Origin of the sequence: Acinetobacter sp. ABJ_C1_1 (assembly GCF_044684115.1) — a bacterium.
GTDB classification, from domain to species: Bacteria; Pseudomonadota; Gammaproteobacteria; order Pseudomonadales; family Moraxellaceae; genus Acinetobacter; species Acinetobacter nosocomialis_A.
In genome coordinates, this window is record NZ_JBITPU010000008.1 from 53,338 (window position 1) to 69,731 (window position 16,394).

17 protein-coding genes are annotated in these 16,394 nt (G+C 40.0%); 14 read left to right on the top strand and 3 right to left on the bottom strand.

Going from position 1 to position 16,394, the window contains the following annotated elements; translation table 11 throughout:
* Positions 1 to 45: 45 nt before the first annotated feature.
* Positions 46 to 891, bottom strand: coding sequence for a metal-dependent hydrolase (locus ACG59Z_RS11025; protein WP_400199332.1), 846 nt, complete (start codon positions 889 to 891; stop codon positions 46 to 48).
* Between the two features lie 233 nt (positions 892 to 1,124).
* Entirely contained in the window at positions 1,125 to 1,613 is a 489-nt protein-coding gene (locus tag ACG59Z_RS11030) for an internalin (protein ID WP_400199333.1), read from the bottom strand.
* A 223-nt stretch (positions 1,614 to 1,836) separates the two neighbouring features.
* On the opposite strand from ACG59Z_RS11030, the gene ACG59Z_RS11035 reads away from it, so the two are divergent.
* The 3 genes from ACG59Z_RS11035 to eno are packed head-to-tail and all read left to right on the top strand — an operon-like array spanning position 1,837 to position 5,697.
* Entirely contained in the window at positions 1,837 to 3,474 is a 1,638-nt protein-coding gene (locus tag ACG59Z_RS11035) for a CTP synthase (RefSeq protein ID WP_263613838.1), read from the top strand.
* A 30-nt stretch (positions 3,475 to 3,504) separates the two neighbouring features.
* Positions 3,505 to 4,362: a 3-deoxy-8-phosphooctulonate synthase gene (gene kdsA, locus ACG59Z_RS11040; RefSeq protein ID WP_000080538.1), complete on the top strand. Its 858-nt coding sequence runs from the start codon at positions 3,505 to 3,507 to the stop codon at positions 4,360 to 4,362.
* 45 nt (positions 4,363 to 4,407) lie between these two features.
* Entirely contained in the window at positions 4,408 to 5,697 is a 1,290-nt protein-coding gene (gene eno, locus ACG59Z_RS11045) for a phosphopyruvate hydratase (protein ID WP_004701335.1), read from the top strand.
* 97 nt (positions 5,698 to 5,794) lie between these two features.
* Here the strand turns inward: eno and ACG59Z_RS11050 are convergent, their stop codons facing one another.
* Positions 5,795 to 6,472, bottom strand: a complete 678-nt coding sequence (locus tag ACG59Z_RS11050; RefSeq protein ID WP_311070836.1) for a YetF domain-containing protein — start codon at positions 6,470 to 6,472, stop codon at positions 5,795 to 5,797.
* 265 nt (positions 6,473 to 6,737) lie between these two features.
* On the opposite strand from ACG59Z_RS11050, the gene ACG59Z_RS11055 reads away from it, so the two are divergent.
* The 11 genes from ACG59Z_RS11055 (at position 6,738) to pcaH (ending at position 16,392) form a co-directional block, all read left to right on the top strand.
* Positions 6,738 to 7,466: a sulfite exporter TauE/SafE family protein gene (locus ACG59Z_RS11055; protein ID WP_400199336.1), complete on the top strand. Its 729-nt coding sequence runs from the start codon at positions 6,738 to 6,740 to the stop codon at positions 7,464 to 7,466.
* 232 nt (positions 7,467 to 7,698) lie between these two features.
* Positions 7,699 to 8,088 carry a cell division protein FtsB gene (gene ftsB, locus ACG59Z_RS11060; RefSeq protein WP_004701341.1) on the top strand — a complete coding sequence of 130 codons (390 nt, stop codon included), beginning with the start codon at positions 7,699 to 7,701 and terminating at the stop codon, positions 8,086 to 8,088.
* Positions 8,054 to 8,770, top strand: a complete 717-nt coding sequence (gene ispD / locus ACG59Z_RS11065; RefSeq protein ID WP_400199338.1) for a 2-C-methyl-D-erythritol 4-phosphate cytidylyltransferase — start codon at positions 8,054 to 8,056, stop codon at positions 8,768 to 8,770. The genes ftsB and ispD overlap by 35 nt, the downstream gene beginning before the upstream one ends.
* Positions 8,771 to 9,118: 348 nt before the next feature.
* Positions 9,119 to 9,790 carry a 3-oxoacid CoA-transferase subunit A gene (locus ACG59Z_RS11070; RefSeq protein WP_400199339.1) on the top strand — a complete coding sequence of 224 codons (672 nt, stop codon included), beginning with the start codon at positions 9,119 to 9,121 and terminating at the stop codon, positions 9,788 to 9,790.
* A gap of 18 nt (positions 9,791 to 9,808) precedes the next feature.
* Positions 9,809 to 10,462 carry a 3-oxoacid CoA-transferase subunit B gene (locus tag ACG59Z_RS11075; RefSeq protein WP_400199341.1) on the top strand — a complete coding sequence of 218 codons (654 nt, stop codon included), beginning with the start codon at positions 9,809 to 9,811 and terminating at the stop codon, positions 10,460 to 10,462.
* Positions 10,463 to 10,474: 12 nt separating this feature from the next.
* Positions 10,475 to 11,686 (top strand): 3-oxoadipyl-CoA thiolase, encoded by a 1,212-nt coding sequence (gene pcaF / locus ACG59Z_RS11080; protein ID WP_400199342.1) that lies wholly within the window; start codon positions 10,475 to 10,477, stop codon positions 11,684 to 11,686.
* A gap of 2 nt (positions 11,687 to 11,688) precedes the next feature.
* Positions 11,689 to 13,047 carry a 3-carboxy-cis,cis-muconate cycloisomerase gene (gene pcaB, locus ACG59Z_RS11085; protein ID WP_400199344.1) on the top strand — a complete coding sequence of 453 codons (1,359 nt, stop codon included), beginning with the start codon at positions 11,689 to 11,691 and terminating at the stop codon, positions 13,045 to 13,047.
* Positions 13,044 to 13,829: a 3-oxoadipate enol-lactonase gene (pcaD, locus tag ACG59Z_RS11090; protein ID WP_400199346.1), complete on the top strand. Its 786-nt coding sequence runs from the start codon at positions 13,044 to 13,046 to the stop codon at positions 13,827 to 13,829. The genes pcaB and pcaD overlap by 4 nt, the downstream gene beginning before the upstream one ends.
* A gap of 42 nt (positions 13,830 to 13,871) precedes the next feature.
* Positions 13,872 to 15,227, top strand: a complete 1,356-nt coding sequence (locus ACG59Z_RS11095) for an MFS transporter (protein WP_400199348.1) — start codon at positions 13,872 to 13,874, stop codon at positions 15,225 to 15,227.
* Between the two features lie 15 nt (positions 15,228 to 15,242).
* The gene (pcaC, locus tag ACG59Z_RS11100; RefSeq protein WP_000997505.1) at positions 15,243 to 15,656 is read left to right on the top strand and encodes a 4-carboxymuconolactone decarboxylase; all 414 of its coding nucleotides are present in this window, start codon (positions 15,243 to 15,245) and stop codon (positions 15,654 to 15,656) included.
* Between the two features lie 10 nt (positions 15,657 to 15,666).
* Entirely contained in the window at positions 15,667 to 16,392 is a 726-nt protein-coding gene (gene pcaH / locus ACG59Z_RS11105) for a protocatechuate 3,4-dioxygenase subunit beta (RefSeq protein ID WP_000077913.1), read from the top strand.
* The last annotated feature ends 2 nt before the right edge of the window (positions 16,393 to 16,394 follow it).

Below are 16,394 nucleotides of genomic sequence, written 5' to 3' on the forward strand. Positions count from 1 at the left end.
AATGCATAAATAAAGCCCAAAGTCTGGGCTTTATTTTTTTACCTCTTAAGATAAGAGTGGAGTTTTATCATTTATACCAATTTTTATTTTAGTGGCAGCAACTAAAGCTTTTTCATCTGTTTGGTTGGGGTGGAAATCAAAACGATAATATTCAAGAAATTTAGGAATCAAAACTTTATATTGTTTGCTAGCAAAGCTAAAAAAGTTGCGCCAAGATTTGAAGTTGGTCAGTTGCTTATCCCGTTTCATTAAAACAATTTGGTAAACGGTTGAAAAAGCAGTGATCAGAATTAAGCTAAAAGTAAAAACTGAAATACGTGGAATATAAGCACCTAATCCGTTGCCATATAAATACTGATATAAGTCGAATGCAACAGCTTTATGCTCGGTTTCTTCTACACTATGCCATAACCATAAGTTACGAATAGTTGTATCAGTCATAAGCTCATTTACCGATTGCATCATGCTGACTACGAGTACTGCTGTGTAATGTTCCAAGCCTACTGTTACAAGCAAATTCCATTTTTTACTAAAAACTTTCTCAATAGCTTTAAGAACAATGCCTGTCGCTTTTTCTAATGACTCTGGATTTAAACCATATTGCTGCGCACTGACATGGAAAGCATGATGTTCTTTAGAATGCATTGCTTCTTGACCAATAAATGCACCTATTTCTCTGTCTAAAATTTTATTTTCTTTAGCTTTAGCACGTAACGCACGCACAGATCTAACAAAATACGATTCTCCTTCGGGAAATAAAGTAGAAAGACCTGTGAAATAGTGGGTGAGTGAAGGCTCATTATTGCACCAATAACGTGAAATATTTTCAAAATTGTAGTCCATGCGACGCACAGGAAAAGAGGCCGGTATACGGTTTAAAGCTGTATTCATTTTCTTGCTCCAATCTTCTTTTAATTTAAGTTCTAAAAAGGAACTTGATGTAAAAAGTATAAGCAGACAAGATTGGAGTCAATGATTTTTGAATGATTGAAAATAGATTGTCCTAAAATGACAGACAGGGGAGCTTTAAAGATAAAAAAGAAAGGGATTAAATTTATTTATATTATGAAGATTATATAAATGCCCAAATTAAATAGTTAATTTGGGCATTATTGAACAGAAGCTTAGTTTTTAAGTGCTGGTGTTGCAGCAGCAATTGCAGCAGCAACTGCGTCATCTTCTGTCTTCGCAGGCTCAGTTGCCTTAGTAGATTTTGACTGAGCTTTTTCAGGTTTTGGTTCTGCTTTAGGCTCAGGTTTTTTTTCAGGTTTTGGTTCTACTTTAGGTGTCTCAGATTTAGGTTGTTCAGCAACTTGTGTCTGTGAAGATTCAGCAGAATGCGCAGGACGAGTTTCGCGACGAATTTCAGTTGTAGTATTGGTTGTTTCTTCACGCTGAACTTCAACTTGTGGTTGCGCTGGAATTTGAGCTTCTTGGTGAGTGTCAACACTCTCTAAAGATTCAAATTTTGCAGGCTTCGCTGGTTGAGGTTCTGAAACAGCAGTTTCAACCTTGTCTTGCTCTTCTTCTTTCGGTGTCTCTTTTTTAACGCATGCGGTTAACAATAGTCCAGCCGCAATTGCAGCACAGATTAAAAGTTTTTTATTTGCCATTGCCCAAAACAACATTTAATTGAGGAGTTGGCATTATAACAGTAAATAGCAATGAAAAAATCATGTCAGATTGAGCTAATTTTTTGTTAAAAATGCTGATAGAATAACCAGTTGTTTATTGTTCTTTGAATTGATGCGGTTTGACTTTGCTTTATAGGGGCAGAGTACAGTAAAATTGCCAAACATTGTAGGCCGATTTCGGCTTGATTGTACGAGAAACTTAATGACCCATTTTATTTTTGTCACTGGTGGTGTGGTTTCATCGCTAGGTAAAGGTATTTCTGCTGCTTCTGTTGCTGCACTTTTGGAAGCTCGTGGCTTAAAAGTCACAATGGTTAAAATGGATCCTTATATTAATGTCGATCCAGGGACAATGAGCCCATTCCAGCATGGTGAAGTTTTTGTTACCGAAGATGGTGCAGAAACCGATCTGGATCTGGGTTATTACGAACGTTTCTTACGTCGCGCGAAAATGACCAAACTAAACAACTTTACGAGTGGTCGTGTATATCAAGACGTTTTAAATAAAGAACGTCGTGGTGATTACTTAGGTGGTACAGTTCAGGTTATTCCTCATATTACCGACAATATTAAAGAACGTGTTCTTCGCGCAGGTGAAGGCTATGATGTTGCTATCGTAGAGATTGGTGGCACCGTAGGTGATATCGAATCATTACCGTTCATGGAGTCGGTTCGTCAGTTAATGGTTGAGCTTGGTCATAAACGTACCATGCTTATGCATTTAACTTTGTTGCCATATATTAAGTCAGCAGCAGAGTTAAAAACTAAGCCAACTCAGCACTCTGTAAAAGAGTTACTTTCAATTGGTATTCAGCCAGATATTCTTATCTGCCGTACAGAATATGATGTTGATGTTGATACTAAACGCAAAATTGCATTGTTCACTAACGTAGAAGCACGCGCTGTAGTGGTATGTAAAGATGCGAAAACGATTTATCAAATTCCACGTACATTCTATGAACAAAACGTTGATGATTTGATCTGTGAACGTTTTGGATTTAATGATCTTCCAGAAGCAAATCTAGAAGATTGGGACAATGTAGTCGAAGCATTACTGAACCCTGAATACACTTTACGTGTAGCTATGGTTGGTAAATATGTTGAATTACCAGATGCTTATAAGTCTGTAAACGAAGCATTGTTACATGCAGGTATTAAAAATCGCGTAAAAGTACAAATTGATTACGTCAATGCTGAAGAGCTTGAAAGCCAAGACGTATCTATTTTAAGTACAGCTGACGCAATTTTAGTTCCAGGTGGTTTTGGTGAACGTGGTACTGAAGGCAAAATGAAAGCTATTCAATACGCACGTGAAAATCGCATTCCTTTCTTAGGAATCTGTTTAGGTATGCAATTGGCTGTTATTGAATATGCTCGCCACGTTGCAGGTATGCCAGAAGCTTCTTCTACAGAATTTAACCGCTCTACAAAATATCCACTCATTGGTTTAATTACTGAATGGTTGGATGAGCGTGGTGAATTACAACAACGTAGTCTTGAGTCTGACTTGGGCGGAACAATGCGTTTAGGTGCACAAAAATCTGAATTGGTTGAAGGCACAAAAACACGTGAAGTCTACGGAAAAGCTGAGATCACTGAACGTCATCGTCACCGTTATGAAATGAATAATCGTTTCATTGAGGCGATTGAACAAGCGGGCATGAAGATTTCAGGTTATTCTTCAGCACAACATTTAGTTGAAACTGTAGAAATTCCTGACCATCCTTGGTTTATTGCTGTACAATTCCACCCGGAATTTACAAGTTCACCACGTGATGGACATCCATTATTTGCTAGTTTTATTGACGCTGCGAAAACACAGCATCAAAAAAGTAAGTAATGCGATTTTAAATAAACTGGGAAAGTTTAAATGTCACAATTAAAACCACAAGAAGTTGTACGTTTAGGCGATATACAAATGGCAAATCATTTGCCATTTGTATTATTTGGCGGAATGAACGTACTTGAGTCAAAAGATTTAGCTTTTGAAATTGCTGAAACTTATATTGATATTTGTAAACGCCTAGATATTCCTTATGTATTTAAGGCGAGCTTTGATAAAGCAAACCGTTCTAGTTTGCATTCATTCCGTGGTCCTGGACTTGAAAAAGGTATTGAATGGTTAGGCGACATTAAAAAACATTTTAATGTGCCAATTATTACTGACGTTCACGAACCATATCAGGCAGCACCAGTTGCCGAAGTCGCTGATATTATCCAGCTTCCAGCTTTCTTAAGCCGTCAAACTGATCTTGTTGAAGCAATGGCGAAAACACAAGCTATTATCAACATTAAAAAAGCACAGTTCTTGGCTCCTCATGAAATGCGCCATATTTTGCATAAATGTTTAGAAGCTGGAAATGACAAACTTATTCTTTGTGAGCGTGGCTCAGCATTTGGCTATAACAATTTAGTTGTAGATATGCTTGGCTTTGACATCATGAAAGAAATGAATGTACCTGTATTCTTTGACGTGACTCATGCTTTACAAACTCCAGGTGGTCGTTCTGACTCAGCTGGTGGTCGTCGTGCTCAAATCACAACTTTAGCGCGCGCAGGTATGGCAACAGGTTTAGCTGGATTATTCCTAGAGTCTCATCCAGATCCAGACAAAGCAAAATGTGATGGTCCATCTGCATTGCGCCTGTCGCAGCTTGAGCCATTCTTGGCACAACTAAAAGAATTGGATACTTTAGTTAAAGGATTCAAAAAGTTAGATACTCATTGATGCAGGAACTTGCATCGCGTTATTCATTCAACAGAGGAATTGTTCATGAGCCAAATCGTTGACATTCGTGCACGTGAAATTTTGGACTCTCGTGGTAACCCAACCATCGAAGCAGACGTCATCTTAGAATCTGGGGTGGTTGGTCGTGCATGTGCACCGTCTGGTGCTTCAACTGGTTCTCGTGAAGCTTTAGAACTTCGTGACGGTGACAAATCACGTTACTTAGGTAAAGGCGTTCGTACAGCAGTTAACAACGTAAATACGTTGATTCGTGATGCTTTGTTGGGTAAATCAGTTTTTGAGCAAAAAGACATTGATAACACAATGATCGCGCTTGATGGCACTGAAAACAAAGAAAAATTAGGTGCTAACGCAACTTTAGCTGTGTCATTGGCTGCTGCACGCGCTGCTGCTGAAGAAAAGAAACTCCCTCTTTTTCAATATATCGCAGATCTTCGTGGTCAAACAATTTTGACAATGCCTGTTCCAATGATGAACATCTTGAACGGCGGTGAGCATGCAGATAACACTGTTGATATTCAAGAGTTCATGATTGAGCCTGTAGGTTTCACTTCATTTGCTGAAGCTTTACGTGCTGGTGCTGAAGTATTCCATTCTTTAAAATCAGTTTTAAAGAAACAAGGTTTGAACACTGCTGTAGGTGATGAAGGCGGTTTTGCTCCTAACCTTCGTTCAAACGAAGAAGCAATTACTGTAATTCTTCAAGCAATTGAGCAAACAGGTTATAAAGCTGGTTCAGACATGATGCTTGCACTTGACTGTGCGTCTTCAGAATTCTATAAAAATGGTCAATACGTTTTAGAAGGCGAAGGCAACCGTGCATTTACAAGTCATCAGTTTGCAGACTACTTAGCTGGTCTTGTAAATCAATATCCAATTATCTCGATTGAAGATGGTCTTGACGAGTCTGATTGGGAAGGTTGGAGCTACTTAACTTCAATTCTTGGCGATAAAATCCAATTAGTTGGTGACGATTTATTCGTAACTAACCCTAAGATTTTACAACGCGGTATTGATGAGAAGGTGGGTAACTCAATTCTGATCAAATATAACCAGATCGGTACATTGACTGAAACTTTAGATGCAATCTACCTTGCTAAAGCAAATGGTTACTCAACTGTTATTTCTCACCGTTCTGGTGAAACAGAAGATTCAACTATTGCTGATTTAGCAGTTGGTACAGCAGCAGGTCAAATCAAGACTGGTTCACTTTGCCGTTCTGACCGTGTTGCTAAATATAACCAATTGCTTCGTATTGAAGAAATGACTAAAGCGGCTTACCGCGGTAAAGCTGAGTTCAAAGGTTTAAACTAATCTTTTGAATAATGCTTTGCTTATTTAAATATTGATGAAAAATTAATATTTAAAATAAAAGTGCTATTTCTACTTCTTAGAAATAGCACTTTTTTATTTATCCTAAACGCCGAGTTTTTAAAGATTCAGCCCAACTATGATGATGACAACGAGAACATTCTTGATCGAGTTTATTTAAAACCTTAGTCTCGCCACATTTCATACAAGAATAAAAAGTATTAATTTTAAGTACATCAGCTTTACGATAGGCGTCTGGGAATAAAGGTAGACCCCATTTAACATCTTCATCCTCATAATAAAGTAAGCTCAAAATACCATCGGATTCAAGCAGTGCTGTTCTGACTTGACCTAAATGCTCTACGTTTTGCTGGCGCATTTCTGAGAAAAATTCGTCATGAGAATATGTCTGTTTTTGGAAGTCTTTATAGACGAGAAGGCCATCTTTGACGACGCAAAGAGCTCTTCCTTCTAACAAGTTTTCAATTTTTTTATGCTTTACCATACCCCATGTAACAAAACGATATAATGAAAGAATAACTATAAAAGCTACGAATGCGTGGGCAATGGGTAAATCTTTAGTAAACATAGGATCGCCAGCAGCAGATCCTAAACATAAAATGATAGCCAGTTCGAATAAGGAGAGTTGCCGTATACCGCGTTTACCAGATAGTCTTAAAAAACTAATAATGATAATGAACATGACAGTACAGCGAATTAATATTTCTAAAACAAAGGGCCACGTCGTGTCACCTATAAAAATATTAGAAAGATCCATCTTTTTTCTCACTTATTTAAAATATGTATCAAAAATACATTTAAAATTCTTATCAAAATAAAAATTAAAAAACTATACTTTTTAGGTGGTTATTGGTTAAAAGTATAAGAAATATGTGTTTTTAAAAAGCATTATTCATCTAAGCTCATAGGTATTTAATTATTTTTGAAAAATTTTTAAATGCCAAAAATAGAAGAGAGCTATAGTACGATTTTAAAACCTAGACTATTGTAGATACTTAAGAATAATTATTTTGGTTAGGCCTATGATCTATGTAGCACTTGCTGTTATTGGGATTCTATCAGGACTGATTAGTGGGGTAGTAGGGACTGGGTCATCTATTATTTTGTTGCCTATACTTTCTTATATTTTTGGGGCGAAACTTGCGGTACCTATTATGGCGATTGCTGCAATCATGGGGAATATTTCACGTGTAGTGATGTGGCGTAAAGAACTTAATATTAAAGCACTTCTTTTATTTACTAGTTTGGGCATACCAGCAACGATACTAGGAGCCAATACCTTATGGATCATGTCACCTGTATTGTCTAATTTATGTATAGGTATATTTTTCTTCTGTTTAATACCGATTAGGCATTACGCCAAACGCCATAGTTTTAAATTTAGTTCATGGCAAATGGTTATTGCAGGTGGTGTACTTGGCTATATTACAGGCGTTGTTTTCTCGACAGGCCCTTTATTACTCCCAGTTTTTAATGGTTTCGGTTTAACGAAAGGAGCTCTCTTGGCGACAGAGGCAGCCGCTTCATTTGGTATTTACGTAACGAAAAGCTTAACTTTTGGTGCTCTAGGCGTTTTACAACAAAATATTTTAATTGCGGGAGTTGCTGTCGGTTTTTCTCTAATTATTGGTAACTATATTGGCAAAACTTTTGTAATAAAGATGTCTGAGAAAACTTTTAATTTATTGCTGGATTGTATGTTAGTGGTTGCTGGTTTTTCTATGATATTTGCTGTTTTTACTCATTCTTAAGAGTAACTTTTATATCCATAGATTGATTTATAAACAGTTGTGTTTATAAACATTATTTTCCTTTCCAATTGAGTTTAATTTTGACAAAATGAAACATGTCGCAATGGTCAATTTAAAGTAATATGACCATTCATAGTTTTGCAGGAATTTTGCAGGTATTTTGCATGTCGCTTGTAAATTGTCATACAATACAAAAACTTAATAAAAGTTTTTAATTAAAGCTCTTAATGCTATGTTAGAAGTATTTCGATCCACTTCAAGCAAACTTATATTGCTACTGGTTATTGTTTTAGTAGCTATATTGCAATATCAGTTCTGGTTAGGTGAGGGTGGTTATTTTCCTCATCAAGCGCTTATGCAACAGATCCAACAACAAGCTGAAGTAAATGATGAGCTTAAAGAGCGAAACCGCATTTTGGCAGCTGAGGTTTTTGACCTAAAAAATGGTACAGAAGCAATAGAAGAGCATGCCCGTCTTGATCTTGGTCTAGTTAAGCCTCATGAAACATTTGTTCAAATGAGTACAATTAGTACTAATTATAAGCCTATTTATATTGACCCGAACGCTAAAGTAGATTTGGAAACGAATGAGACACCTCCATCCCCAGACATCCCAGATTAAATTATGGGCGGTTATCCCTGCTGCTGGTTCGGGAAGTCGGTTTTCCAAAACTGAATTAAAGCAATATCAATACATTCAAGAAGCTACTGTTTTAGAGCATACAGTTAAACGTTTAACTCAACTTCCACTAAGTGGCTATGTCTTGGCAATTGGTGCACAGGACACTTTTGCCTCGACTTTAGCTTTTCAGGATAAACATAAAGCCCATTTTTGTAATGGTGGTGCTGAACGTGTGCACTCAGTATTAAATGCTTTGAGTTATCTATTGCAGATTGCGGATGAAAATGATTGGGTATTAGTACATGATGCTGCAAGGCCTTGTGTGACTTTTGAATGCCTTAACGCTCTCGTTAAAACTGCAGTTGAAACAAACCAGAGTGCTATTTTGGCAATTCCTGTGCGCGATACGCTAAAACAAGTAAATAAAGAACAGCAGATTGACAAAACTGTGAGTCGAGAGTTGTTGTGGCAGGCTCAAACTCCTCAAATTGCTAAAATTGGAACCCTTAAAAAAGCAATAGAAACAGCGCTAAAAAATAATTTGACCATTACTGATGAGGCGAGTGCACTTGAGTCTATGGGAGAAAGTGTACAGGTAGTCCTGGGGCGTTCTGACAATATAAAAATTACTTACCCCGATGATTTAGAACTTGCTCGCTTGATTTTACAATCACAAACTTAAGATTTTATATACAGAAAAGGTGGTAATTTTCACCTTTAAAATAGCCTAAGTAGGGGTGGTATTTCTACATATCTATTCAAAATAATTAGTATTTTTTTACAACTTGAATTTGTAAGATTGAATAAGTGATTTACTTAGATAATGTTCGATTATCGAACAAAAAATATTTATACCGAACAAAACCATGGTTTGATAACTAGATCAAATTACAAAAATTATCAAGAATGTTTAAAAGGAAATCTAAGGGAAACACTCGGGATTGAGTGAAATATCTATCTGTTCATTCTGCCTCTGTGTGCCTAAATCTCTTATCTATTCCTTCCTGAATGAGCACAATGGAGTTGTCTAATGATTGACAAAAGTAAGTCCTCACTAAGCGAGGTTCTATCGCAGATTAAAGATGGTGCAACCATTCTGATTGGTGGTTTCGGTACCGCAGGACAACCCGCTGAACTCATTGATGGTCTTATTGAACTCGGTGTTAAAGATTTAACTATTGTCAGCAATAACGCCGGTAATGGCGACTATGGTCTGGCTAAACTGCTTAAAGCTGGTTCGGTTAAAAAAGTAATCTGTTCTTTCCCACGCCAGTCAGACTCTTATGTGTTTGATGAGCTGTACCGTGCTGGGAAAGTAGAACTTGAAGTTGTTCCGCAAGGTAATCTGGCTTGTCGTATTCAGGCAGCAGGTATGGGACTTGGTGCTGTATTTACCCCAACTGGCTTTGGAACACTTTTAGCTGAAGGCAAAGAAACTCGCCAAATTGATGGTAAAGATTACGTACTTGAATATCCGATCAAGGCTGACTTTGCCTTGATTAAAGCCTACAAAGGCGACCGCTGGGGCAATCTGGTTTACCGTAAATCTGCACGTAACTTTGGCCCGATTATGGCCATGGCTGCGGATATCACCATTGCTCAGGTTTCTGAAGTGGTTGAACTCGGTGGATTAGATCCAGAGCATATCATCACCCCAGGTATCTTTGTACAGCACGTTGTTCAAGTACAGCCAGCACAGTAAGCAATAAGGAGAAATAACATGAGCTACCAGAAACTCAGCCGTGACCAGATTGCAAAACGTGTGGCACAAGATATTCCAGATGGCGCCTATGTGAACCTAGGCATTGGCTTACCAACCAAGATTGCAAGCTACTTACCTAACGATAAAGATATTTTCCTTCACTCTGAAAATGGTCTATTGGCTTTTGGCCCACCGCCAGCGGCAGGTGAAGAAGACCCTGAACTGATTAATGCGGGTAAGGAGTTTGTGACCATGCTTGAAGGCGGCAGCTTTTTTCACCATGGTGATTCCTTTGCGATGATGCGTGGTGGTCACCTTGATATTGCGGTGCTTGGAGCCTTTCAGGTTGCAGCGAATGGCGACTTGGCCAACTGGCACACGGGTGCACCGGATGCAATTCCTGCTGTGGGTGGTGCGATGGATTTGGCAGTTGGTGCTAAAAAAGTATTTATCACCACAGATCATGTGACCAAACAAGGTGAACCGAAGATTGTGGCTGAGCTGAGCTATCCGGTAACCGGTAAACACTGCGTTGACCGTATTTACACCGATCTTTGTGTGATTGACGTGACCAAAGATGGTTTAAAGGTGATTGAGAAAGTGGAAGGTCTTAGCTTTGGTGAGTTACAGGCTTTAACAGGTGCAACTTTAATTGATGCGACTCAAGGGTAAGGAAGTAGGGAAATGACATTAAAAAACGCTTATATCATCGATGCCATCCGTACTCCATTCGGCCGTTATGCCGGTGGCCTTGCACCTATCCGTGCCGATGACCTTGGCGCTGTGCCGATTAAGGCGCTCATGCAGCGTAACCCAAATGTAGATTGGGAACAGGTCGATGATGTGATTTATGGCTGTGCTAACCAAGCCGGTGAAGACAACCGTAATGTCAGTCGTATGTCAGCACTGCTTGCAGGTTTACCGTATCAAGTGCCGGCAACCACTATTAACCGTTTGTGCGGTTCTTCACTCGATGCCATTGCCATTGCTGCCCGTGCCATTAAAGCAGGTGAAGCAAACTTGGTGATTGCCGGTGGTGTGGAAAGCATGAGCCGTGCACCTTATGTGATGGGTAAGTCTGACAGTGCTTTTGGCCGTAGCCAGAAGATTGAAGACACCACTATGGGTTGGCGCTTCATTAACCCTAAACTTAAAGAATTGTATGGTGTAGACACCATGCCCCAGACTGCCGAAAACGTGGCTGAACAGTTTAGCGTGAATCGTGCAGATCAGGACCAGTTTGCCTTGGTGAGCCAACAACGCACCGCAAGCGCGCAAGCCAAAGGCTTTTTTTCTAAAGAAATCGTGGCAGTTGAAATCCCTCAGCGTAAGGGTGATGCTGTGGTGATTGATACCGATGAACATCCACGTGCATCGACCACACTTGAAGGTTTAAGCAAACTTAAGCCTGTGGTTAAAGCAGATGGTTCAGTGACTGCAGGTAATGCTTCAGGGATTAACGATGGTGCAGCCGCATTGCTGATTGCTTCTGATGAAGCAGTTCAAGCTTACAACCTCAAACCACGTGCCAAAATCATTGCTTCAACAGCGGTGGGTGTAGAACCACGCATTATGGGTTTTGCTCCGGCACCAGCGATTAAAAAATTACTTAAACAAGCCAACCTGACTTTAGATCAGATGGATGTGATTGAGCTTAACGAAGCTTTTGCTGCACAAGCTTTAGCAGTAACCCGTGATTTAGGCTTGCCAGACGATAGCAACAAGGTAAATCCAAACGGTGGAGCAATTGCATTAGGTCATCCGCTTGGTGCATCAGGTGCACGCCTCGTGACCACAGCCTTAAACCAGCTTGAACAAACAGGTGGTCGTTATGCCTTATGTTCAATGTGTATTGGTGTAGGTCAAGGTATCGCATTGATTATTGAGAGAGTCTAATCATGAGCCAGTTATATGCCAGCTTGTTTTATCAAAAAGACGTCACCGACATCTTTAGTGACTCATCTTTAATCACATATATGATTCAAGTTGAAGTTGCGTTAGCTCAAGCACAGGCAAAAGTTGGCGTGATTCCTCAGAATGCGGCTAATACCATTGCCCAAGTAGCTGAGCAGGCAATAGAAAAGTTTGACTTTTCCGCTTTGGCTGTAGCCACAGGCTTAGCTGGAAATATCGCAATTCCATTTGTAAAGCAGCTTACGGCAATTGTTAAAGATGTGGATGAAGATGCTTCACGTTATGTGCATTGGGGTGCAACGAGTCAGGATATTTTAGACACAACTTGTATTTTGCAATGCCGCGATGCGTTAAATATTGTGGAAGTACAACTTCAACATTGCTACACCACAGCATTACAACAAGCTAAGCAATATCGTCATCAAGTCATGATTGGGCGTACATGGTTACAGCAAGCTTTGCCAATTACTTTAGGCCATAAACTCGCTCGTTGGGCTTCTGCATTTAAGCGTGATTTAGACCGTATACAGGCTATGAAATCACGTGTGTTCACTGCTCAGTTAGGTGGTGCTGTGGGTTCCTTAGCTTCTTTGCAAGATCAAGGTTCACTTGTGGTCAGTGCATTTGCCAAACAGCTGAATCTGACTGTACCGACAAGCACATGGCATGGTGAGCGCGACCGTATTGTAGAAATCGCAAGTGTGCTTGGCATGATTGTCGGGAATACGGGCAAGATGGCACGTGATTGGTCACTCATGATGCAAACTGAAATTGCAGAGTTGTTTGAACCAACTGCAAAGGGCCGTGGTGGTTCATCAACCATGCCGCATAAGCGTAATCCAGTTGCAGCAGCTTCAGTACTTGCAGCAGCAAATCGTGTACCAGCACTTATGTCTAGCATCTATCAAAGCATGGTGCAGGAACATGAGCGTAGTTTAGGAGCGTGGCATGCAGAATGGTTAGCGATCCCTGAAATTTTTCAGCTTTGTGCTGGCGCATTAAGTCGTACTGATGAAGTTTTACAAGGTTTTGAAGTTAATGCTGAGCATATGCAGCAGAACCTTGACTGTACCAACGGGTTGATTATGGCAGAAGCTGTGATGATGGCGCTTGCTCCAAAAATTGGCCGTTTAAATGCTCATCACTTGGTTGAAGCAGCTTGTAAAACAGCCGTGGCTCAAAACCAGCATTTATCTGAGGTTGTTAGTCAGTTAAATGAAGTAAAAGAACATTTTAGTCAAACAGAAATTTTGGAAATATTTAAAGCAGAGAACTATTTGGGCAACATTCAAGCTCAAATTGATGCTGTTCTGCAAGAAGCACAAGGAGGAGACATAAAGTGAAACAGCTTATAACCAATCGACAAGGTAAGCAGCTCTCTGTATATACCGACGGATTAAAAGATGCTCCAGCACTTGTGCTATCTAACTCGTTAGGAACAGATCATGGAATGTGGCAGCCGCAAGTAGATGAGCTTAAAAGTCATTTTAATGTCATTACATACGACACACGTGGTCATGGTGAAAGTAATGTAATTAGTGACACCACATTGCAAAACTTAGCTGAAGATGTGGTTGATATTTTAGATGCCTTAAAAGTTGAAAAAGCTCATTTTTGTGGCATTTCAATGGGTGGAATTACTGGACTTTGGTTGGGTATTCATCATCCAGAGCGCTTTTTAAGTATTACTGTCGCAAATTCGGCGGCAAAAATTGGACAGGCTGAGGCGTGGTTGAGTCGCGCAGAATCAGTAGAACAAAATGGACTGGCTGAATTGGTTAAAACCACGCACACACGTTGGTTTAGCGAAAAATTCGACTATCAACATAATGTGGTTGCACAAACGACGATTCAAAGTCTGGCAAACACACCAGCACAAGGTTATGCCAATGCATGTCGTGCTTTAGCAGATGCTGATTTAAGAGATGAAATTACACAAATCCAAGTTCCGGTACTGCTAATTGCAGGAACGGCAGATCCAGTAACAACAGTAGCAGATGCTGAGTTTATGCAGAACGCGATTGAGAACAGTCAACTCGTGAAACTAGAAGCTTCTCATCTTTCTAATATTGAGCAACCGCAAAGATTTACTCAGGAATTAACTAGGTTTATTCAGCAAATCTAATAGCTTAGTAGTTTAAAAGGAATTGGCCTTAAGGAGGCAAACATGGCGTCTCAGGATTACGCTGCACCAAATAAAAGTATCGATGCTCAAGCATTAATTAATGATGCTCCACTCAGTAAATATCAATGGATGATCGCGATCATCTGTTTCTTAATTATTTTCACTGATGGTATCGATACTGCTGCAATGGGTTTTATTGCTCCAGCTTTGGCTCAAGATTGGGGAATTGATCGTTCTCAGTTAGGTCCAGTGATGAGCGCAGCACTTGGTGGAATGATTATTGGAGCTTTGGTTTCTGGCCCAACAGCTGACCGCTTTGGCCGAAAAGTTGTTTTAGCTGTTGCAATGCTTGTGTTCGGTGGTTTTACCTTGGCATCTGCTTATGCAACTAACTTAGATAGTCTAGTTGTTTTACGGTTTTTGACAGGTATTGGGCTTGGTGCTGCTATGCCGAACGCCACTACATTGTTTTCTGAATACTGCCCAACACGCATTCGTTCATTACTCGTGACATGTATGTTCTGTGGCTACAACTTGGGTATGGCTACAGGCGGTTTTATTAGTAGTTGGCTTATCCCGACTTATGGTTGGCACAGTCTATTTTTACTTGGCGGCTGGTCACCTTTAATTTTAATGATTCTAGTGATTTTGGTCTTACCTGAGTCTTACCGCTTTTTAATTGTAAAAGGTAAGAACCCAGAAAAAGTACGCAAAATCTTAAATCATATCGCTCCAGCTCAGATCCAAAATGCGACTGCGTTTCACGTACCTGAAGAGAAAACTGAGACAGCTCAAAAGAAAAATGTCTTTGGAATTATGTTTTCTAAACCATATGCAAAAGGAACGCTTTTACTTTGGTTGACCTATTTCATGGGACTCGTGGTTGTTTACTTGCTTACAAGCTGGTTGCCAACGCTTATGCGTGAAACAGGTGCGTCAATGGAGCGTGCTGCATTTATCGGTGGATTGTTCCAGTTCGGTGGTGTGGTAAGTGCCTTGTTTATTGGTTGGGCGATGGACAAATTCAACCCGAATCGAGTGATTGCTATTTTCTACTTTGCAGCAGGTCTATTTGCGATTGCTGTTGGTCAAAGCTTAGGAAACTCAACATTACTTGCTGTATTGGTTCTTTGTGCGGGTATCGCAATTAACGGTGCGCAATCTTCAATGCCTGCGTTAAGTGCACGCTTCTATCCAACTCAGTGCCGCGCAACTGGTGTGTCTTGGATGACGGGTATTGGGCGTTTTGGTGCGGTATTTGGTGCGTGGATTGGAGCTGTGTTACTCGGCAATGATTGGTCGTTTACCGCCATTCTTAGTTTATTACTCATTCCAGCGACCGCTGCTGCTGTTGCGGTATTTATTAAATCAATTGTTGCGCATACCGATGCAACTTAATAGAGGTCTATCACAATGAATGATGAACAACGCTATAAACAAGGCATTGAGGTGCGGACTGAAGTTTTGGGTGAAAAACATGTTGGTCGGTCTTTGCAGAACCTAAATGACTTTAACCAAGATTTCCAAAATTTTATTAGCCGTTATGCATGGGGTGAAGTGTGGTCTCGCCCAGGCTTACCACGTCATACCCGTAGTTTAGTGACTATCGCAATTTTATTGGCACTGGGCCGTGAAGATGAACTACGCATGCATTTACGCGCTTGTTTCAACAATGGTGTAACTAAAGAAGATTTAAAAGAGTTGATCTTACATAGTTCACTCTATGCAGGTTTACCTGCGGCAAACGCTGCAATGCATATGGCTGAAGAAGTCTTTAAAGAGTTGGGGATAGAAGTAAACCCAATTGCAGCGAAAGAACAGGATTAAGGAGATAAAGATGTCACAACATAGCTGGGGTGCTTACGCCCAACGTAATACAGATGATCATCCACCAGCGTATACGCCAGGTTATAAAACAAGTGTATTACGTTCGCCAAAAAATGCATTGATCTCTATTAACGAGACCTTAACTGAAGTCACTGCACCGCATTTTTCTTCGAATCTGTTTGGCCCAAAAGATAACGATTTGATTTTGAACTATGCCAAAGATGGTTTGCCAATTGGTGAACGTGTCATTGTTCATGGCTATGTTCGTGACCAATTTGGTCGCCCTGTAAAAAATGCACTTCTAGAAGTATGGCAAGCCAATGCTTCTGGTCGTTATCGCCATCCAAACGACAAGTTTATTGGTGCAATGGATCCTAACTTTGGTGGTTGTGGTCGTACCTTAACTGATGAAAACGGTTTTTATATTTTCCGTACCATTAAACCAGGTCCATATCCATGGCGTAACCGTATTAATGAATGGCGTCCTGCCCATATCCATTTCTCTTTAATTGCTGATGGTTGGGCTCAGCGTTTAATTTCGCAATTTTATTTTGAAGGCGATACGCTCATTGATACTTGTCCGATTTTAAAAACAATTCCTTCTGAAGATCAACGTCGTGCCTTGATTGCGCTAGAAGATAAAAACAACTTTATCGAAGCCGATAGCCGTTGTTACCGTTTTGACATCACTTTGCGTGGTCGTCGAGCGACTTACTTCGAAAACGAATTGACTTAATC